Source organism: Gordonia sp. AC31 (genome assembly GCF_031844505.1).
GTDB classification, from domain to species: domain Bacteria; phylum Actinomycetota; class Actinomycetes; order Mycobacteriales; family Mycobacteriaceae; genus Gordonia; species Gordonia hongkongensis.
Genome location: NZ_JAUZVK010000019.1, coordinates 1 through 19,227 on the forward strand (window position 1 = coordinate 1; position 19,227 = coordinate 19,227).

The following is a 19,227-nucleotide window of genomic DNA, read 5'->3' on the forward strand; positions in this document are numbered from 1 at the left end:
CAGGGAGCGGAGGGGGACGCTCGCAAGCTCGCTCGTCAGGGAGCGGAGGGGGACGCTCGCAACCTGGCTCCTCAGCTCAGGGAGCAGGGGGGGAAGCTCGCTCCCAGAGCGGAGTTCTCTCGTGGTCCCGACGGCCCGTCCCCGGCCGACGATCTGACCGGGAACGGAGCCGACTGGGGCGTCACTGTGGAGTTGTCAAGGGACAGATGCGGTCCCGGGCGATGGCCGGGTGCGAAAAGGTGCTGCGCGAAAGTGTGTGTCGGAGGGCCGGTCAGGCGGCGTCGTCGAGTCGCATGGTGCGGCGGTTGTAGGCGGGTAGCGGTCGGCGTTGCGGATCGATCGACACGGGCGGTACGAGCCAGGGGTGGCGGTCGAAACCCATCACGATGTCCCAGCCGTGGTGGTGGACTTGGGTGTGGCAGCGTTGGCAGAGCAGGCAGCCGTTGTCGAGGTCGGTGGGACCGCCGTCGGCCCACGACTTGATGTGATGCACCTGCGTATGGGACGGCGGTGCACCACATTTGACGCAGCACGCGTCGCGGACGATGATCGCTTTGCGTAAGTGTGACGGATACAACCGGCGGGTGTGACCCATCTGAAGCGGTACGCCTTCGCTGTCGAGGATGATCTCCGTGAGCGAGCCGTCGCACGACACCTGTTTGGCGGTGGCATGGCTGACCGATCCGGTCCACGGCAGCGTTGCGAGGTCTCCGGTCGCGGGGATCGTCAGCATCAATTGAGTGCGTGGGGAACCAACGGTATCGAGGGTAGCGCCGATCGCGGCTTGGTCGAGGATCAGTTCGAAGGCGTCGGCGCGGCGTTGCTCGGCGGTGCGTCGATCCTGTGCGCCGTCGGGTTCCGGCCTGGGGCAGGAGTGTTCATCGATCATGGCCTGGAACTTCTCTCCCACGATTTGGGTGAGGTCGGCATGTACTTCGACGCGGCCGTCGTCGGTGGTGTGGGCGTTGACCGCGTTCAGCGATGGGTCGTCGGCGGCCGGTACACCGGTGTCGGAGGTGTCCGCCAGAGTATTGGCGATGGCTCGGCCATGCTTGAGCACTTCTGTCGGTGTTGCGCCGGAGAGTGCTTGGGCGATGAGTTCGAGTTCGTACTGGGCGCGCTCGTCATCGGAAAGGGCTTTGTGACAACGCTTCTCGATCTCGTTGATCCCCCGCACGATGGCATCGACGACCTCGCCGGACAGTCGCCCGTCGGCGGCGTGACGCGCCACCACGGGCAGCGTCGACAGCGCGTCGACACCCCGCATGGTGCGAAGAGCAGCGGCCGGTGCATGGCCGGACTCGATCAGCAGTTTCTTGGTGGTGCTGCCGGCTTTCTGCGCGACCCCAAGAGCATCGAGTTGCGCTGCGTGCGTGACGATCTGATGATCTGCAAGGTTGCGGATCAGACGCCACATGTCAAGGGCGTCGAATGTTGCTCTGCCCGTAGGATCGTCGGCGGGTGGGGCGGTCTCGACGAGCTGATCGAGGAGAGTGGCGAGCTCTGGCATGACTCCAAGGTACAGGAACATGGGTTCGATTTCGAGGAGTTTCCACAGGCTCGGAAATCGCGAAACTGGCTACTGTGCAGCATGTTTCGTTGATTGTGCCTCGATCGTCGTCAGTAGTCTAATCCTGTCACATACGTACCGTATTCTGTCCCAGAACGGTAGAAGTGCTGCTGACCAACGACTGTCGTGTGCCCGAATGTCGCGCGTCGTCCTGCTGCAGAGGTATCTGCGTGTCCAGGAAGCGGCCGATTACTCCTGAGCGCAGGCGCTGCTCGTCGGGTGATTGATGGTGGACGCCGGTCACCGAGGTGGCACGGGAACTCAACGTCCACGAGATCGCAAGGTGCCGCCGAGGCGGCGGGTGAGCGCGCGGAACGGACCAGACTGCGTGCCGAGCTCGCCGAGAGGGACCGTGACGTCGCGCTACGGAAAGAAGTTTCGGCGGACTGTGCGGCGCAACATCATCGGTGAGTCGTTCGAATTCATCGCCGCGGAGCGCCGACCACCATGTCATGAAATACGTTGCGCCGCGTATTGTTTCGCGGCCTAGAGTTTCTGCTTGTGCAGATCGGCAACGCCGCGTCGAGTTGACGTCACGACAGCGGCGGCGCCGCGATCCGGAAGTGTCTGGCGCACTGGCAGGCCACGCGACGTACCTACGGTTCACCGCGTACTACTGCCGCACGCCGAGGCGGGTGCGGTCTCTCAGCTCGATTCGGCGGCGTCGTTCGGACCGGACCTGGTTGGCCGCCGGTTCGATTAGGGCATCGGCGGGGTCGAACCCGCTGAAGAATGATCGCCCACATCTAACCCTGGTCTACGTCAGACGAGCGACGCTGGTCGTCACCTGCCCTCAATGAATGCCCTGTGCGTTCGACACTCTCGGGCACCCGGCTCAGTAGTAGTACGGGTAGTCGTCCCAGCGAGGGTCGCGCTTCTCGAGGAACGCGTCACGTCCTTCGACGGCTTCGTCGGTCATGTAGGCCAGGCGGGTCGCCTCACCGGCGAACACCTGCTGGCCCATGAGGCCGTCGTCGGTGAGGTTGAACGCGAACTTCAGCATGCGCTGGGCCGTCGGCGACTTGCTGTTGATCCGGCGCGCCCAGTCGATGGCGGTGGCCTCCAGCTCGGCGTGCGGGGCGACGCGGTTGACCGCGCCCATCCGGTGCATGGTCTCGGCGTCGTAGGCCTCCCCGAGGAAGAAGATCTCGCGCGCGAACTTCTGCCCGACCTGCTTGGCGAGGTAGGCGCTCCCGTAACCGGCGTCGAAGGAACCCACATCGGCGTCGGTCTGCTTGAACCGGGCGTGCTCGGCCGAGGCGAGGGTCAGGTCGCACACGACGTGCAGCGAATGCCCGCCGCCGGCCGCCCAGCCGTTGACGACCGCGATCACGACCTTGGGCATCGTCCGGATCAGGCGCTGGACCTCCAGGATGTGCAGCCGCCCGCCCTCGGCCTTCACCCGCGCCGCGTCGACCGTCTCGGCGCCGGCCGCCGCGACGTCGTCGTCGTGTGTCGTGGCGTACTGATAACCGCTACGCCCGCGGATGCGCTGATCGCCGCCGCTGCAGAACGCCCACCCGCCGTCCTTGGGGCTCGGGCCGTTGCCGGTCAGCAGGATCGTGCCGACGTCGGGCGACCGCCGCGCATGGTCGAGGACCCGGTACAGCTCGTCGACCGTGTGCGGGCGGAAGGCGTTGCGGACCTCGGGACGGTCGAATGCGACGCGCACGATCCCAAACTCGCGGCCCTCGCCGACGTGGCGGTGATAGGTGATGTCGGTCAGGTCGTCGAAGCCGGGCACCACCGCCCACGATGCCGGGTCGAAGGGTTGGCCGGAGGGTCCCTGGGTGTCGGGCGTCGCACTCATGGGGTCAGCCTATCGACGCGGCGACCGGGCGCTTCGCACGCCCGCAGCGGCGGATTGGTCGGAAGAGATCACGAAGTCGTGACGGGTTCGACGCGGATTGCATTCAACCATTGGATGCCGGCCGGTCTTCGGCTCGAACATCACCGAAATCTCAGTTTCGGATGCTTAGCTGTCCGTATGGCTGTATGGGGGTGGATTCTGATCCTCGGGGGCGCGTGGTGTGTCGTGTCCGCGGCGGTCGCGGTGATCGTCGGGAGGGCGGTCCGGATCCGGGACGAAAAGGAACGCGGTCCGCGTGGCGTGCCGGACTACATACCCGAGTCCACGCGCCGGCTGGCCCGGGGCGGGGTGTGTGTGGATCTCGCCGACCGTCGACGCACGGAGGGGAACACCGACACCGACTAGGGCGCGGCACCGCCGGCTCTTATACGGTTGGCCGGTGAGCGAAGCGAACGATCGCGCCGTCGAGACCGTCGACGAGGACCCGCACGAGGGTGGTTTCCGGGCCCATGCGGCCATCACCACCGACCGCGGCGGACCCCGCTACGGCGAGTTCAGTGAGCAGGTCCGCCTGCTGATGGACAACGCCCGCTACGCCTGTCCCGACGACGAGCTCGTCGACGAACTCATCGAGTCACTGAAGGCGCTCAACGACCGGCTCGCCGATTCCCGGATCGACGAGTGGCACTCACCGGCGGGGACCCGCATCGACCTCCCGTCGCGCGGCAACATCACCCTGCCGCCGTATGTGGTCACCGAGGTGAACGACAACGGGGTCGTCGCCGAACTGACGTTCCGCGATTTCCACCTCGGCGGGAACAACGCCGCGCACGGCGGTCATGTCGCGGTCGCCTTCGACGACGTGGGCGGCTTCGCGTCGGCGGTCGCGATCCAGCATGTCAGCCGGACCGCGTACCTGACCGTGCAATACCGGTCGATCACACCGCTGAACACGCCGCTGCGAATCCACGCCTGGGCGGACCGGATCGAGGGGCGCAAGGTCTTCATCAAGGGCACCCTGCACGACGGCGACCGCCTCTGTGCGGAGATGGACGCCCTGTTCATCAAGCTCAACCCCGGTCAGGCCTGACCAGCACTCGTCGGCGGGCGCACGGGCAGACGACGGCTCACCTCCACCGGCGCATCCGTGCGCGACAGGCGCAGCACGATGGTCGGCGCCTCGCCGGCGTCGAGGGGCCACGTCTCGAGCATCTCGCGGCGCAGGGCGGCCAGTTCGTCGCCGTGATTGCTCGACAGTGTTCGCGCGGTCGCGTCGTCCCCGGCGTAGAGGAACGTCGGTGTCATGGGGTGAACCGCGAAGCCGAGACGCTCGGCGGCCACCCACAGCTGCTGCGCGACGATCCCACCGCGGAGGTAATCGGCGGGGGTCGTGCCCTGCTGCACCAAGACCAGGATCGCCGACGACGACGCGGCCCGGGCGCCGGCATCGGCACCGAGTGCGGCACCGCCACCCCATTCGTCGAGCAACGCCATGACATCGGCACGCCGCAACACGTCGAGCATCCCCGCCATCGCCGGCGGTAGGTCGAGCGAGGCGACGTCGATGCCCTCGGCGGCGGCCGGATCGGTGGTGAGCTCGGCGAACATCTCCCGGTGCAGTTCGGGCGTCAGGAACCGGGCGCGATCCGATCGGGCGATGATCGAGGCATATCGGTCGATGTCCGCGCGGTCGTCGAGCGCCACCAACCGGGTCCGATCACTCGTGGCGGCATCGTGCAGTCGGACGAGATCGGAGGCCGACAGCGGTGATCCGTCCCCGACTCCACGTCGGGTGCCGCGGGCGAGCAATGCGTCGAGTTCGGTCTCCGCGTCCGCGGAGCGCGACCCGGTGTCGATGCCCTTGAGGCGTGCCCGGCCGGCCAGCGTGTCGGCCGCGTCGACGATCTCGATGTCGTCGAGCACCCCGCGCGCGACCGCCGCGACCTGCGCGTTGTACAGCGCGGCGCCGACCGCCACCGCAGATGCCCGGTGCTCGACGTCGAGGGTCGAGGTGCGGGTGCGGTCCAGGACGATGGTGACGGCGTCGTCGTCGGCGATGATCTGCCAGGGCTGCTGGTTCCCGGCGGACGGCGCCCGGCTCGCGGCGTACACGACGAGTTCGCGGTCGGTCATCGCCCCGATGTCGGGCTGCACCTGCGGACGGATCGGTTCGGTGTCGGCCGGTGGTTGTGCTGCGGGTGCGGGGGCGCGGGTGTCGATCGGGTCCTCGAGGCCGTCCAGCCACGCGTCCCGGTCGAATCGGACCCGACCGGACGGCAGGGACTTGCCCTGGACGAGGCGGCGGACGGCCGCGGCCACCGTGGCGCCGCCCAGGAGGACGTCGCCGCCGAGCTGTGGCCAGGCGGTGACCGTGTGCCCGAGCTCGATGGCCGACGCCGCCATCGGCGCGGTCACCTTCGTCGGCTCGAGTACCCGGACGGCGAGCGGGGTGAGCGACGCGCGGTCGAGTCCGACGAGATCTTCGATCCGCAGGTCGCCGGCCAGGCCGTGGAAAAGAGGCCGATCCGGTTCGAGGTCGAATCTCTCGACATCGAGGGTTCCGCCGTCACTCGTCTCCATGAGGACCGGAATTCCTCGCTCGCGACATTTCTGGCGCACGAGGACCTTTACATCGAAAGAATCACATTCTTCGACGACGAGATCCAGGCCGTCGAGGAATTCATCGATGTTCTCGATTGTTATGCCGTCCACATGTACGACGGTGGTGAGATAGGGATCGATCTCGGAAATGCGTCGAGCGGCGATCACGGCCTTGTTGTCGTGAATATCCATGAGGGTCGCCGGAATTCGATTCATATTCGTGAGTTCGAGATCGTCGAAATCGGCAAGGCGTAATTCGCCGGCAAGACCTTCGAGTGCGAGCGTGAGCGATATCGCGTGTCCCACACTCAAACCGACGACACCGATCCGGAGCTCGCCCGCAGCGGCTTGCTGCGACGCGGTCAGTTTGTGCCGGTTGCGGTCGAGCCGAAGGCGTCGGAACGTGCGCGGACCGGGGATCTTGACGAGGGCGTTACGCCAGGGAAAGTGCGCGTAACGAGGTGTCTCATCCCGGAGAGCGGGCTCGGCGGGCGGGAGGAGTTCATCGAGTGCGCGGGCGGCGCCGGCCGTGATGTCGGACACAGTGAGGGACGGCTCCGCGGTCAACGCGGCGGGTAGTTCGTCAGGTGAGTAGAGGGTGGCGGCGGCATCCGGCGGCGTGTGCATAAGCCCATGGTGTCGCACGGGATTGCACGACGCCAACCGTCAAAGCGGCGGTCGGGCGAAAAGAACTGCGCTTGTGGGAGTGCATAAATGTGGCCTTGTGGCAGCATTACACGCGGGGTCGGGGGAGATCTCGTCTCTAAATTTACTAATTCCTGGAAGGCAATACTGCGATGAATAAGATGTCAGTCACCAATGATCAGGTTCGCACCGGGATGTTGCGATCGATCGCACCCGAAACCGGGGCGGAGTACTCGGTGGTCGTGGCGAGCCCGCGGTCGGAGCCCGAACTGTGGCGCGAGTACCTCGCCGGCGCGGACGCGTCGTACCACCGGCACGGGTGCGCGGCCGCACTCGAATACGACGAGGTCGCCGGCGGCGAGGGCACCGCGATGTTCTTCGCGGTGCTCGACACCGAGGGCAAGGTCGTCGGCGGGCTACGGGTCCAGCCCCGGCTGGAGGCGGCTGCGCAGTCGCACGCGCTGGTCGAATGGGTGGGTCAGCCCGGTCAGGTGCAGCTCGTCAACGCCATCGAAGAACGTCTGCACGACGGCATCGTCGAGGTCAAGACGGCCTGGGTGGACGAGCGATCGGCGATCGCGGGGTCGGTGGCCGGTCAGTTGTCGCGGTTGGGGCTGGTCATCATGGAGATGTCCGGGGTCGGGGCCATGATGGCGACCGCGGCCGACCACGTTCTGCGCCGTTGGCAATCCGGTGGTGGACGCCTCGACGAGTCGGTGTCCGCGACGCCGTTCCCCGACGACCGGTACCGCACCCGGCTCATGTGGTGGGACCGCGCCCGGCTCGACACCCTCACCAGCCCGGAGACCTGGCGTCGGATGCGCCGGGAGGCCGACGCACTCCAGGCCGCGACGACTCAGCGCCCGCTGGTCCGGCTGTCGATGTCGACGAAGTCGGCCGGGCGTCGGTAGAAGACCTCGTACAGGCTCGCCGACGGCGGAGACACCGTCCGCTCGGCGTCGGCGGCATGTGCGCTCGGCGCGCCGTCGTTCCAGGTCACCGCGTCGATGGATTTGATGACCGTGGTGTCCCGGCCGTTCTCCTTCGCCTGATACACGCAGGCGTCGGCCTGACCCAGGAGGTTGCCGATCACGTCGTCGGTCGAATAGGCGGTGTCGAACCGGCCGGAGACCAGCGGGTCGCCGGCGACGCGCAGCGGCGCGCAGACGCCGCCGACGCTGATGGTGACCGGCGCTGCCGCGGCGACGGCGGCCCGTAGGCGTTCGGCGCTGAGCCACAGTTCGTCCGCGTCGTGGACGACGTGGAACATGAGGAACTCCTCGCCGCCGTAGCGGCACACCTCCGAACCGACGGGGGCGTGCTCGCGGATGGCGGCCGATGCCGCCAGCAGCACGCCGTCACCGGCGAGGTGGCCGTACTGGTCGTTGATCTTCTTGAAGTGGTCGACGTCGAGCAGCAGGATGCCGATCCATCCGGTGGACGATCGCGCGGCCGAGAGGAGCTGCGATGCGCGAATCAGGAAGCCGCGCCGGTTCAGCAGGCCGGTCAGCGGGTCGATCCCGACCAGGCGGGTCTGCTGATCGAGCACGGCCTCCATCGACTTGCGCAACGCGACGACCAGGAAGACCGGCACCACGATCAGGCCGAGCATCGCGCCGAAGCTGATCAGGTACTCCGGCAGCGAGGGCGTCGTCACCGCGAGGACGGTTGCCGCACAGACGACCGCCAGCGCCAGATGGGACAGGATGAGTCGGGTGGTCGCCGAGATCGCGCCGATCGCCGGGATGACCGCGACGATGGCGAGGACGAGCGTCGACGATCGTGGCGAGGCCAGGATCATCGAGGTGCCGAAGATGCCCACGATCCCCAACCCGCCCAGGAACGCGAACTCGAGATCGGTCAGCCGGGCGCGGATGGCCGTCACCGCGAAGACGACCGCGATGAACGACCAGATGGTGAGCAGGATGGGCATGCCGCCCGGGTACAGCGTCTCGGGCGCGAGCACGCTGATGACCGGCAGCGGGATGACACCGCCGGTGCTGATCAGTGTCGCCATCGACCGGGCGTCGTAGCGCCGGAGCACCCTCCTGATCAACGACATCTACCACGACCGCTTTCCGTCGGCGGCTGTGGAGACAGCCGCTTGTTTGCCGAGATTCGCATTGATGCCACTGCGACTGCATTGGCGGAAACCACGTAATCTTTCGTGTCCTACGCATAGGCAATGAAAGCACCTTACCAGCAGTTTTGCCGCACCTCGCGGAATCGTTAGCAGCGCTGCCGAGAATAGTGGCGAATCGCCGGCCGCGCCGGTCCCAGATTTTGTGAACATCTGTCAAAAGAAATCGATGTCTCGACCCGGGCCCACGAAAAATTGCACACGGTTTCGACGGACTGCCGCGGCGCGCAATTGTGAGAACGGTCATGACGGTCGGGCCCGGTCCGGGCGGGGCGACTCGACCTTCTTCCCGGGAGCGCGCCGGCTGAGTAGTATCTGCGCGGTAGAGAACTGCGGCGCCCCCGGCGTCGCCCTGGGGGGATCGGACCAGCGAATGACGTCGTGTTGACGTTCGGCACCTCGGTGATCGCGGTGTCGGTCGACCCGTACCACCGAGCCGTGGTCGCCTACGGCTACGAGGCGTCGGCCGCGGCCGCCGAGCGCTTCATCGAACAGGTGCTCATGCCCATCAGTCCGCGGGCGCGTTTCTAGCGGCGATCGGACTTCTACTGGCTCATCCACCTTCCCTGGACCGGCGCCGGTGACGACGAGAGCGGACGCAACGCACTGATCGAGGCGGCCCGCACCAAGCTCGGTGCGCACACCGTGAGTGACGGGGAGCGCAGCTGGTTCCTCGACGTCTGCATGGGCGTCGCCGTCGGAGATGTGCACCTCGCCGCCGAGTCCGAGGACGATCTGGTCCGCCACGCCGACGCCGCCCTGTGCATCGCGCTGAGCAGCCGCACCGCCGTCGCATTCGCATCGCCGACGACGCTGCGCCACATCCGGGCCGAGGTCGACCTCGCGGGTTGGCTCACCAGATCGGTCGAGCGCGACTTCTCCGTCTTCTACCAGCCGATCGTCGCGGTACCCGACCGGCGGGTCGTCGGTTACGAGTCGCTGCTCCGGTGGCACACCGAGTCCGGCGTGCTGGCTCCGGACGCGTTCCTGTCTGTGGCCGAGGGGATCTCGCTGCTCGCCCCCATCGGACGGCACGCCATTGGCGAGGCCATCCGGGACCTGTCGGGGGAGATCACCCGGCACGTCGGGCCGAGCACGTTCGTCTCCCTCAACCTGTCCGGGCAGCAGTTGTGGGACGACGGGCTCGTCTCGTACGTCCACGGCCTGATCGACGGTCACGGTGTCGAGCCGTCGAGGGTCTGGGTCGAGGTGCGGGAGGACTAGGCGATCCGGGTCGACACCTCCGCGTCGCGGGCGATCGACGCGCTCCACGAACTCGGCTGCACGATCTGCATCGACGACCTGGGGGCCGGGTTCTCGGCCCTGCGCTACGTCCGCGATCTCCCGGTCGACGTCCTGAAGGTCGATCGGACGCTCATCGCGCAACTGGCCGACAGCTCGCCCGATCGCGCCGTCGTCCGCGCGATCGGTGAGATGGCCGCCGCCACCGGGGTGAAGATGGTCGCCGAGGGGATCGAATCCGAGGCGTTGCTCCCGATGCTCGAGGAGTTCGGGTTCGACTACGCCCAGGGCTTCCTGTTCGGCCGCCCGGCGCCGCTCGTCGAACTGTTCGGGTCTGACCGGTAGCGAAGGCTAGGTGCCCGATTCCGTTGTGGCGCAGCGTATTGCTCCCTGGGGTGCGAAGCGTGGCCGATCCTGCTCCCTGAGGTGCGAGCGAAGCGAGCCTCGAAGGGCGTGGTGAACATTTCTTGCCAGGCCCTTCGAGGCTCGTCGCTATCGCTCCTCGCACCTCAGCCTGAATCCGTGGAAGGGTTTCAGGTGGGGTGGGTTGGGGCGCGTGATCGTCTGATTGTGTTGTGGGCGTGTGGTATTCGCTGACCGGTGTCAGCCTTTTCACTGGGGTTCCTTGGTGGTGGGTGGGCGGGTGTGGTTGGTAGGTCAGGTGGTGTTGACCGCGGCCCACAGCGCGGTGAAGGCGTGTTGGGTGGGCCAGTGTCGGGGTAGGTGCAGGACCGGTGTTCGTGCTGGTCGCGCTAGTCGGGCGGGTATCGCGATGAGTGTGCGGCGCAGCGTTGCGCCCCGCGCGGCCCGCAGTCTGGGGGTGTTGGTGAGTGCGGCGAGGGTGCGCATCAGGTTGTGGCTGATCGCGGTCAGTGCCAGCCAGGCGGCGTTAGCACCGAACCGTCCGGAGGGCAGATGGGCCAGCGGTCCGTCGATGAGGTCGGCGAACACGGTTTCGATGATGGCGTGGCGGCGGTGGGTGATGTCGGCGGTGACGGTGTCGTCGGTGGTGTTGGTGAAAAACGAGTGGTACCGCCAGGCGGGCATCAGGGTGTCGGTGCCGGCGGGGTGGTGGGCTGTGACCCGACGCACGATCAGTCGGGCGGTGACCGGCTGGGTGGAGTCCGGTTGCACGGTGTAGGTGGTTTCGGCGACTTCGGCATCAGAGATCAGTTCGCCGGTGTCGGGGTCGGTGACCGCCCCGGGGTAGTGCACCGGGGTCCAGGCGTCGTCGCCGATCGCGGTGATGGCGCGGGTGATCGCCGTATTGGTGCGCAGGACCAGCGAGAACGTCGCTGCGAGGCGTTGGCAGGTGCGCATCACCGCGGCGGTGCCATAGGCGGCGTCGCCGCGGACGGTGATCTCCCCGCTCGCCCCACAGCGGCGTGCGGTGGTCAGGGTTTCAGCGATCATTCTCGCTGCCCCGTTTCCCGAAGCGGTGCGCCCGGCGCGTAGCCAGGCGTTGCCGATCACCGGTGCATACCCGGGCGCGGACAGGGTGGTGACCTGCGGGGACAACCCTTTGCGCAGCAGTTCACGCCCGGCGATTTTCGCGTGCCCGTAGGAGCCGCCTTCTTTCTGGTAGCCGTAGACCGGGCGCAGTAGTGAGTCGATATCGACAAACACCCGGGACCCGTCGGTGGGCAGCAGGTCCGCGGTGGCGCACATCGCCGGCAAGGTGTGGGTCATCACCGCGTTGAGTTGCCGGGCGTGGCCGGGGGTGAACTCGCGCAGCGTTTGCCCGATCGTGGCTGGGGCGTACACGCGGTCGAACAGACGGGTGTGCCCACCGCTGCGGACCATTCCGAGGTCGTCGATACTGTCAGCGCCGCAACACAATCCGCCGATCACGGTCAACAGTTTCGCGTCGAGGTTTGCCCCAGCGGAGGCGACCTGGGTGGTGCCGAGATCGACCCGGTCGCCCAGCGATGCGGCCAACCCGGTCGACTCGGCCACTCTCATGACCGGCACCAGTCCGGCGTGCGACACCAGGTTGTCGTCGTCGAACATGGCGGACGTGGCGGAGAACGTGTGCGATACTTTCACTGAAAGTGCCTTCTGAGCTGGAATGTTTTGTGTCTCAACACCACCAATCATTCCAGCTCAGAGGGCATTTTCACGTTACCGACACCCCGAACCCATCCACGGATCCAGGCTCAGGGAGCGAAACGCTGTCGCTATCGCTCCTCGCACCTCAGGGAGCGAAAGGCTGTCGCTATCGCTCCTCGCACCTCAGGGATCAGGGATTACAGCTCCTCCGAATGGGAGAGAGGTTGTGCTGCAGCGGCTCATGTGACCGTACTGGTCTCGATCGCCTGTGGTCGGCCGGCCGACTCCACCTCGATCCGCCGCGGCTTGGCCTTCTCGGCGACCGGGATGGTCACGGTGAGAACGCCGTTGTCGTAGCGCGCCGAGATGGCCGCGCTGTCGATGGCGTCGCCGAGAGTCAGTTGGCGGCGGTAGGTTCCGGAGAATCGTTCGCTCGTCAGCCACTGCACGCCCTCGTCGGACGGCGTGCTCCGCTGGGCGGAGAGGGTGAGGACCCCGTTGTCGACGCTGACGTCGATGGAACCGGGATCGGCGCCGGGCAGATCGGCGATGAGCAGGTAGTGGTCCTCGACCTTGTACAGGTCCAGGGGCATGAAGCGGGGAGTGCGGGCAGTTCCGGCCGCTGAACCGGTCATCATGCCTCGGGTCCAGGCATCCATGTCGGAAAAGGGATCGAAACGAAGCACAGCAGTTCACCTCCTGATTCTCAAGGCTGCTCGCCACCCGTTAGACGAGCAGTTCATCGCTGTACTGCCAACGAAGATAGCACCGGATCCGGCACTCGTCTAGCACTCTGGAGGTGAGAGTGCCAGATTTTTCCGGGGCCCGAAGACGACGCCGCCCGACCGCGAGTTCGACTGTGCCGGAGTGGGTCCGGTCTGCGCCGGCGTGGCTGCCGGAGGGTCGAACGACGCGATCGGGCGGGGTCGGGTCAGGGTCAGTCGGTGAGCTCGGTGGCGTCGATGCTGAACCCGGCGTTGCGGAGACGGTCGATGAGAGCGTCGCCCATCGCCACGGCGGTCGTCAGCACCCCGGCCCGCTTGGGCAGGTGGTCGCGGTCGAGGGCCAATGCCAGCGCGCTCTCGGCGAGCATCACCGCGGTGGCCTTGTAACCGGGATCGCCCTGGGCGCGCATCCGGGCCTTGTAGCGTCGTCCGGTGGTCGTCCGCGTGAACGTGTCGACCACGAAGTAACCGTTCTCGCGGGCCTTTTCGCTGGGTCCGTCACCGGGCTTCGGCAACACGCGGTCGAGGACACGTCGCGTGGGGCCGAAACTCATCGCTCCCATGAACGCGCCGGTGCCGACCGCGACGGCGCCGGCGATCAGGGTCGACACCGCGGGGACGCCGCCGACGCTCATCGTCTCCGCGTAGTGGAAGTCCTTGCCGTAAGCGTTGTCCAGCAACGCATTCGAGCGCCGCACGATCCGGGTGTTGTGGGCGGCCATGAAGAAGGGCGCGAGGGTGCCGCGCAGCGATGGGTCGACCTTCTTGGCGTTGATGATGGACAGGTCGCTCGGTTCGTCGGACAGGCTGACCCGCGGGACCTCGCCGGGGCCGCCCGAGAGGGCCTGCGGGTTGAGCATGAGCCGTCGGGACTGGGCGTTGCGGGCCTCCTCGGCGATGACCCGCATCGAGTCGATCGTTCCGCCGGAGATCCCGCCGCGGAAGGACGCGACGACGAGGGTCGTGTCGGTCATCTCGCCGGCGGCGTCGTCGGAGACCTTTCGATGCAGCGCGTAGGTGGTGATGTCGGAGGGCACGGAGTCGAAGCCGCAGGAGGGCACGATGCGGGCCCCCGAGGCGGCGGCGACGTCATGGACCTTGTCGATCGCGTACCGCACGAACGGCACCTCGCCGGTGAGGTCGACGTAGTCGGTTCCGGCGGTGGCCGCCGCCACGATGAGGGCCTCGCCGTACTTGAGGTAGGGGCCGACGGTGGTGCAGACGACCTGGGTGCGCGCGACCATCGCGTCGAGCGCCGCGGGTGATTCCGCGTCGGCGATGATCAGCGGCCAGTCGTGTGCGCGCAACGGCAGCCGCTTGCGGGCGTCGGTCAGCTTCGACTCGTTGCGGCCCGCCAGCGCGATCTTCGTACCGATCGGCGCGTGGTCGGCCAGATACCGTGCCGTGAGTTCGCCGACGAAGCCGCTGGCGCCGTAGACCACGACGTCGAATTCGCGGCCGTGGGAGGTGGATGATGTCGTGTCGGTGTTCGATTCCCCGCTCATCTTCCCGACCTTACGTGGGACCGGGGTCACACGTAACCGTCGAGTCGGGCGAGACGGTCACGACGCCCGCCGAGCGGCGAGGCGCGCGGCGAAGGGCGCCACGAACAGCATGAGCAGGACGCGCAGGATCTGGGCGGCCACGACGAACGCGACGTTCCCGCCCGCCCCGGTGGCCGCGGCGAGGACGGCGTAGATCCCGCCCGGAGTGGTCGCGAGATAGCAGTCGAACATCGACTCGCCGGTCCACGCGGACAGCACGACCCCCAGCAGGGCGCAGCCGGCGCCGATGACGAGGATCAGCACCAGCGCCAGCGGCAGGACACGGCCGATCGCACGCAACCGCGGCATGGTGAATCCGAGGCCCGCCTGCCAGCCGATCACCGCGTAGGCGACCGCCAGCAGTGCGGGGGACACCTCGGCGGAACCGGCGATCCCGGTCAGCTCGGCCGCGGTGGCCAGCGCCAGCGGACCCAGCAGACCGGCTGCGGGCATGCGCAGCAACCGGCCGAGCGGGATCCCGACGCCCAGGCACACCGCCAGCAGCAACAGTCCCCAGCCCTGATTCTGCAGAGTTTCCGCCGACCAGGCGTCGGGTCCCGGTGCGACGGCTCCGTTTTCGGCACCGAACACGAGCGAGGCGACCACGGGGATGGTGACGGTGACCAGCGCGACGCGCAGGTACTGGATGACCGCGACCATCCGTTCGTCGCCGCCGAACTCGCGGGTCAGCGCCACCAGCCCGGACGCGCCGCCCGCGACGAGTGCCAGCGAGCCGGTCAGGGAGTCGACGTCTCGGTGCAGCCCGAGCAGGGCGCCGCAGGCGATCGAGATGACCAGTGTCCCCAGGCCGATGACGAGCACCGGGAACCACGACGACCCGAGTCCGCCGACGGTCTCGGGCTCGGCCATCGTGCCGATGAAGACGCCGAGGACACCCTGCGACGCCACGAACGCCCATCGCGGGACGATCGGGTCGTCGGATTCGTCGGCGTCGGTGTTCGTCCGGCCGGGCGCGCGCCCGGCGATCGCGAGAGCACCCGCGACCACGAGCCCCGCGAACAGGGCGGCGGCGTCGACCTCGAGGAGCTCGAGAACGAGCGTCGCGACCGCGGTGAGGAGTACCAGCACTGTCCAGCGACGCACTGGCTCCACAGTAGGCCCGCCGCCGGGAGCGGAGCGAGCGGGGCGAATGTCACCGCCGCCGGGAGCGGAGCGAGCGGGGCGAATGTCACCGCCGCCGGGAGCGGAGCGAGCGGGGCGAATGTCACCGCCGCCGGGAGCGGAGCGAGCGGGATCTCAGACCGGCCGGGCGGTCCCGACGGTCAGCGCGCCGAACGGCTTCGGTACGCCGGGCTGATAGAACGCATCGACCGGCCCGAGTGCGAAGCCGGCGGCAGTGAGCTCGGCGCGTACGTCGCGGGTGAGATGGCAGCCGCCTGCGACGCGTTTCTGGATCGGTTCGAGTCGGCGCTGCCACCGTCGGACGCGGGCGTCGGGGGCGGAACCGTGTTCGAGGAATCCGAGTTGTCCGTCCGGACGCAGCACGCGGCGGAGTTCGGCGAGCGCCGCTTGGTGGTCGGGGATGGTGCACAGGGTGAAGGTGGTGAGCGCGGCGTCGAACGAGTCGTCGTCGAACGGCAGTCGTTGGCCGTCGAGTCCGGCGCGTTCGATGGGCACGGGGGAGGTGGCGACGCGGTCGGCGGCCATCGACCATCCGACGGTCGACGGTTCGACGGCGGCGACCTCGGTGAGCCCGGCCGGGTAGACGCCGACGTTGAGGCCCGAGCCGAAGCCGATCTCGATCATCCGGCCGGACAACGACGCGCAGGCCCGCGCCCGCAGCGGGGTCAACGCCGCCATGCCGCAGGTGCGCTCGATGAGGTGCGGCAGGACTCGATCGTCGTAAAAGCCCACGTGACGAGGGTAACGCCGCTCCCCGCCGCGATGTGGGGACTCGGGAGAGCACTAGGCTTGTGGGATGAACCGACCGGCCCAGAACGCCCCCGGGCCCAACCCGTCCACACTGCAGGCCCGGGTCATCGTCGACGAGATGATCCGCGGCGGTGTCCGCGAGGCCGTGCTGTGTCCGGGGTCGCGCAACGCGCCGCTCGCCTTCGCCCTCCACGCCGCCGACGCCGCCGGGCGATTGCGTCTGCACGTGCGGATCGACGAGAGGTCGGCCGGTTATCTGGCTCTGGGGCTCGCGGTGTCGTCGGGACAGCCCGTCCCGATCGTGATGACCAGCGGCACCGCCGTGGCGAACATGGGACCGGCGGTCTTCGAGGCCAACTATGCGCGGGTGCCCCTGGTCGTCGTCAGCGCCAACCGGCCGTACGAACTGCTCGGCTCCGGCGCCAACCAGACCGTCGAACAGTTCGGCATCTTCGGGACCCAGGTGCGTGCGGCGATCAGCCTCGGCCTCGCCGAACAGGATCTCGACACCAACAGCCAGTGGCGCTCGGCGGTCGGTCGCGTGCTCGCCGCCGCCCGGGGCGCGCGTACCGGCAACGCCGGCCCGGTGCAGTTCGACATCCCGCTGCGCGAACCGCTGGTCCCCGACCCGGACGAACTGGCCGGCCCCGACCCGTCGACCGACCTCGGCTCGTTCTCCGGCCGGCCCGGCGGACTGCCCTGGACGCAGGCGCCCGTCGGCAGACTCGACGTCCCGGTGCCCATCGACCTGTCCCTGGACACCGTGGTCGTGTCGGGGCACGGGTCGGGTGTCCATCCGGGCCTTGCCGGGATCCCCACCGTCGCCGAACCGACGGCACCGCGGCCGGCGACGCCGCTGCATCCGCTGGGCCTGAACTCCGTCCGGCCCCAGCAGGCGATCATCTGCGGTCGGCCGACGCTGCACCGCGGGGTGTCCCGCCTGCTCGCCGACCCCGAGGTCCGCGTCTACGCGCTGACCACCGGTCCGCGCTGGCCCGACGTCTCCGGCAACGTCTACGCGACCGGCACCCGGATCGAGGTCGTCGGCGAGCCGCGCGAGGACTGGCTCAAGGAGTGCGCGGCGGTACAGGAGCGGGCGGCCTTCGCCGTCACCGCCGAACTCGACGAGCCGGGCCCGGCCACCGGGCTCCACGTCGCACGGGCGGTCAGCGACGCCATGGCCGCCGGCGACCAACTCGTCGTCGGCGCCAGCAACCCCATCCGGGACATCGCCCTGGCCGGCCGGATCGCCGACGGGGTGCGGGTCCTCTCGAACCGCGGGGTCGCGGGTATCGACGGAACCAATTCGACGGCGATCGGTGCCGCGATGGCACGTGACCGGGATCAGGCCGGCGCGCGGACGATCGCCCTGATGGGCGACCTGACCTTCGTGCACGACGCGACCGGTCTGGTCATCGGCCCGGGCGAGCCGCGCCCGACGTCGCTGCGGATCGTGGTCGCCAACGACGACGGCGGCGGGATCTTCGGTCTGCTCGAACAGGGCGACCCGCGCTACAACACCGGGCTGTACGCCGGGGCCTACGAGCGGGTCTTCGGGACCCCGCATCGGACCGACATCGCGTCGATGTGCGCGGGTTTCCACATCCCGCATCGTCGGGTGGGGGTCGGTGAGCTCGGCGCGGTGCTCGCGGAGGAGCCTGCTCCCGGCGGGATCGAGGTCGTCGAGGTCGCCACCGACCGCGAACGGCTGCGATCCGTCCACGCGGCGATTGCGGCGCGCCTTCGGTAGTGCGGCCGGTGCGTCCCGGCGGTGCGCGACCGGTCGGGCCGGGCACCGGCGGATCGGTGCCCGCTAGTCTGAACGGCATGAATCCGGTGATCCAGCGACGCGTGCAGCTCGGTCTGCTCGTCGTCGGCGTGACGATCACCTTCATGGCGATGACGCTCATCGCCGGTTGTTTCAAGAACGACGCGACGATCGAGGCCAGCAAGGCGACCGTGATGGCCGAGGTCGTGTCCGTGGACAGCCTGCACGCCGCGGTGAATTTCCAGACACCCGACGGCTCGTTCCACAGCCCCCGCTTCGGACTGCTGTATCCGACCGAGCTGAGCGAGGGACAGCGCATCAGCGTCGACTACGCGGTCTACAACCCGGATCTCGCCCGCCCGACCGGCCGCACCGCGGTGCTGTCCATCATCCCCGCCCTGTCGGTGATGGTCGGAGCGTGGCTCGTCATCGGCCTGCTGATGGTCGGGGTCGCGGAGTCCAGTCGTCGCTGGGCCCGCCGCGGCACCGCCGACGACGCTGTCGCCGAGGACTCCGACGCCGAGGACTCCGGCAGCGACGCGGCAGACCGGGACCCGGCCGCGGCCGACCAGGACGAGACGGTCAGCCCGGGATCACCCTGAGGTCTCCGCCGGCGACGACGATCGCCTCGGCGTCGGTCAGGAAGTGCAGCCGGTGCTCGGCGCCGAACCGCTGCCTCGTCGCCGCGATCGGTCCGCGACCCCCGACGGTGCCCTCCGCGTGCGGGATCACCGTGGTGTCGATCAGTCCGAGGCCCGCGGTCGAGGTCAGGGGTGCGGCCTCGGCGGGATCGTCGAGCAGCGACAGGGGAGCGATGTCGGGGCCGACGACCGCGGCGCCCGCGCTGACCCCGATGTAGGGGAGGCCGGCGCGGACCGCGTCGACGAGGGTGCGGTCGGCACCCGCCAGGCGCAGCGCCCCGAGTAGATGGAAGGTGTTGCCGCCGGCGACGAACACCGCGTCGACCCCGGCGAGCTCCTGGGCGAAGACGGCTGACCCGGTCAGTTCTGGATCGAGGTCGGTCACCTCGAAACCCTGCTGCCGAAGGGTGTCCCGCTCGAGGTCGAGCCACGCGTGATCGGGATAGATCGACGACGCGGTGGGGACGTAGCCGATGCGGCAGCCCGGCTCGGTCAACGGGGCGAGGAACTGCGGGACCGGGGTGAGCCAGCGACTCAGCAGCAGGAGGTGGGTGTCGGCCACCCCTCCACTGTGCCCGGTCGGAGGGCAACGCACCGTT

Annotated in this window: 16 protein-coding genes and 1 pseudogene; 7 read left to right on the forward strand and 10 right to left on the reverse strand. The window is 68.4% G+C overall.

What is annotated here, in order from left to right:
• Nucleotides 1-271 precede the first annotated feature (271 nt).
• Together Q9R39_RS19365 and Q9R39_RS19370 are read right to left on the reverse strand one after the other, a co-directional pair.
• Nucleotides 272-1,531, reverse strand: a complete 1,260-nt coding sequence (locus tag Q9R39_RS19365; RefSeq protein ID WP_311278001.1) for a DUF222 domain-containing protein — start codon at nucleotides 1,529-1,531, stop codon at nucleotides 272-274.
• An 874-nt stretch (nucleotides 1,532-2,405) separates the two neighbouring features.
• The gene (locus tag Q9R39_RS19370; protein WP_058253346.1) at nucleotides 2,406-3,380 is read right to left on the reverse strand and encodes a 1,4-dihydroxy-2-naphthoyl-CoA synthase; all 975 of its coding nucleotides are present in this window, start codon (nucleotides 3,378-3,380) and stop codon (nucleotides 2,406-2,408) included.
• Between the two features lie 177 nt (nucleotides 3,381-3,557).
• On the opposite strand from Q9R39_RS19370, the gene Q9R39_RS19375 reads away from it, so the two are divergent.
• Both Q9R39_RS19375 and Q9R39_RS19380 read left to right on the forward strand, forming a co-directional pair.
• On the forward strand, nucleotides 3,558-3,785 hold the full coding sequence (locus Q9R39_RS19375; protein ID WP_231742590.1) for a hypothetical protein: 228 nt from the start codon (nucleotides 3,558-3,560) through the stop codon (nucleotides 3,783-3,785).
• A 34-nt stretch (nucleotides 3,786-3,819) separates the two neighbouring features.
• Nucleotides 3,820-4,470 (forward strand): PaaI family thioesterase, encoded by a 651-nt coding sequence (locus tag Q9R39_RS19380; protein ID WP_058253345.1) that lies wholly within the window; start codon nucleotides 3,820-3,822, stop codon nucleotides 4,468-4,470.
• Here the strand turns inward: Q9R39_RS19380 and Q9R39_RS19385 are convergent.
• Nucleotides 4,461-6,608 (reverse strand): Rv1355c family protein, encoded by a 2,148-nt coding sequence (locus tag Q9R39_RS19385; RefSeq protein ID WP_058253344.1) that lies wholly within the window; start codon nucleotides 6,606-6,608, stop codon nucleotides 4,461-4,463. The two genes, Q9R39_RS19380 and Q9R39_RS19385, sit on opposite strands and share 10 nt — an antisense overlap.
• Before the next feature lie 170 nt (nucleotides 6,609-6,778).
• Here Q9R39_RS19385 and Q9R39_RS19390 point away from each other — a divergent pair, with 170 nt between their 5' ends.
• On the forward strand, nucleotides 6,779-7,537 hold the full coding sequence (locus Q9R39_RS19390; protein WP_396275698.1) for a hypothetical protein: 759 nt from the start codon (nucleotides 6,779-6,781) through the stop codon (nucleotides 7,535-7,537).
• Here Q9R39_RS19390 and Q9R39_RS19395 read toward each other — a convergent pair.
• Nucleotides 7,483-8,688, reverse strand: coding sequence for a diguanylate cyclase (locus tag Q9R39_RS19395; RefSeq protein ID WP_231742586.1), 1,206 nt, complete (start codon nucleotides 8,686-8,688; stop codon nucleotides 7,483-7,485). The genes Q9R39_RS19390 and Q9R39_RS19395 overlap by 55 nt on opposite strands.
• Nucleotides 8,689-9,150: 462 nt before the next feature.
• Between Q9R39_RS19395 and Q9R39_RS19400 the strand changes: the two genes are divergently transcribed.
• Nucleotides 9,151-9,297 carry a hypothetical protein gene (locus Q9R39_RS19400; protein WP_231742584.1) on the forward strand — a complete coding sequence of 49 codons (147 nt, stop codon included), beginning with the start codon at nucleotides 9,151-9,153 and terminating at the stop codon, nucleotides 9,295-9,297.
• Nucleotides 9,298-9,450: 153 nt separating this feature from the next.
• A pseudogene (locus Q9R39_RS19405) lies at nucleotides 9,451-10,353 on the forward strand (EAL domain-containing protein).
• 312 nt (nucleotides 10,354-10,665) lie between these two features.
• Here Q9R39_RS19405 and Q9R39_RS19410 read toward each other — a convergent pair.
• The 5 genes from Q9R39_RS19410 to Q9R39_RS19430 form a co-directional block, all read right to left on the reverse strand.
• Entirely contained in the window at nucleotides 10,666-12,054 is a 1,389-nt protein-coding gene (locus Q9R39_RS19410) for an IS1380 family transposase (RefSeq protein WP_078114169.1), read from the reverse strand.
• Between the two features lie 242 nt (nucleotides 12,055-12,296).
• The gene (locus Q9R39_RS19415) at nucleotides 12,297-12,743 is read right to left on the reverse strand and encodes an Hsp20/alpha crystallin family protein (protein WP_058253341.1); all 447 of its coding nucleotides are present in this window, start codon (nucleotides 12,741-12,743) and stop codon (nucleotides 12,297-12,299) included.
• Between the two features lie 251 nt (nucleotides 12,744-12,994).
• The gene (locus Q9R39_RS19420) at nucleotides 12,995-14,287 is read right to left on the reverse strand and encodes a trans-acting enoyl reductase family protein (RefSeq protein WP_058253359.1); all 1,293 of its coding nucleotides are present in this window, start codon (nucleotides 14,285-14,287) and stop codon (nucleotides 12,995-12,997) included.
• Between the two features lie 57 nt (nucleotides 14,288-14,344).
• On the reverse strand, nucleotides 14,345-15,430 hold the full coding sequence (locus Q9R39_RS19425) for an AbrB family transcriptional regulator (protein ID WP_058253340.1): 1,086 nt from the start codon (nucleotides 15,428-15,430) through the stop codon (nucleotides 14,345-14,347).
• Between the two features lie 153 nt (nucleotides 15,431-15,583).
• Nucleotides 15,584-16,201 (reverse strand): class I SAM-dependent methyltransferase, encoded by a 618-nt coding sequence (locus Q9R39_RS19430; protein WP_058253339.1) that lies wholly within the window; start codon nucleotides 16,199-16,201, stop codon nucleotides 15,584-15,586.
• 64 nt (nucleotides 16,202-16,265) lie between these two features.
• Here Q9R39_RS19430 and menD point away from each other — a divergent pair, with 64 nt between their 5' ends.
• On the forward strand, nucleotides 16,266-17,969 hold the full coding sequence (gene menD / locus Q9R39_RS19435; protein WP_058253338.1) for a 2-succinyl-5-enolpyruvyl-6-hydroxy-3-cyclohexene-1-carboxylic-acid synthase: 1,704 nt from the start codon (nucleotides 16,266-16,268) through the stop codon (nucleotides 17,967-17,969).
• Nucleotides 17,970-18,046: 77 nt separating this feature from the next.
• Nucleotides 18,047-18,589: a hypothetical protein gene (locus Q9R39_RS19440; RefSeq protein WP_068970036.1), complete on the forward strand. Its 543-nt coding sequence runs from the start codon at nucleotides 18,047-18,049 to the stop codon at nucleotides 18,587-18,589.
• Here Q9R39_RS19440 and Q9R39_RS19445 read toward each other — a convergent pair.
• Nucleotides 18,570-19,190: a Type 1 glutamine amidotransferase-like domain-containing protein gene (locus Q9R39_RS19445; protein ID WP_078113036.1), complete on the reverse strand. Its 621-nt coding sequence runs from the start codon at nucleotides 19,188-19,190 to the stop codon at nucleotides 18,570-18,572. The genes Q9R39_RS19440 and Q9R39_RS19445 overlap by 20 nt on opposite strands.
• Nucleotides 19,191-19,227: the final 37 nt, after the last annotated feature.

What these genes read in the sequence shown, in the direction of transcription:
- Q9R39_RS19385 (WP_058253344.1), bottom strand. Translation starts at nt 6,608, where the DNA reads ATGCACACGCCGCCGGATGCCGCCGCCACCCTCTACTCACCTGACGAA.
- Q9R39_RS19365 (WP_311278001.1), bottom strand. Translation starts at nt 1,531, where the DNA reads ATGTTCCTGTACCTTGGAGTCATGCCAGAGCTCGCCACTCTCCTCGAT.
- Q9R39_RS19375 (WP_231742590.1), top strand. Translation starts at nt 3,558, where the DNA reads ATGGCTGTATGGGGGTGGATTCTGATCCTCGGGGGCGCGTGGTGTGTC.
- Q9R39_RS19390 (WP_396275698.1), top strand. Translation starts at nt 6,779, where the DNA reads ATGAATAAGATGTCAGTCACCAATGATCAGGTTCGCACCGGGATGTTG.
- Q9R39_RS19370 (WP_058253346.1), bottom strand. Translation starts at nt 3,380, where the DNA reads ATGAGTGCGACGCCCGACACCCAGGGACCCTCCGGCCAACCCTTCGAC.
- menD (WP_058253338.1), top strand. Translation starts at nt 16,266, where the DNA reads ATGAACCGACCGGCCCAGAACGCCCCCGGGCCCAACCCGTCCACACTG.
- Q9R39_RS19420 (WP_058253359.1), bottom strand. Translation starts at nt 14,287, where the DNA reads ATGAGCGGGGAATCGAACACCGACACGACATCATCCACCTCCCACGGC.
- Q9R39_RS19440 (WP_068970036.1), top strand. Translation starts at nt 18,047, where the DNA reads ATGAATCCGGTGATCCAGCGACGCGTGCAGCTCGGTCTGCTCGTCGTC.
- Q9R39_RS19395 (WP_231742586.1), bottom strand. Translation starts at nt 8,688, where the DNA reads ATGTCGTTGATCAGGAGGGTGCTCCGGCGCTACGACGCCCGGTCGATG.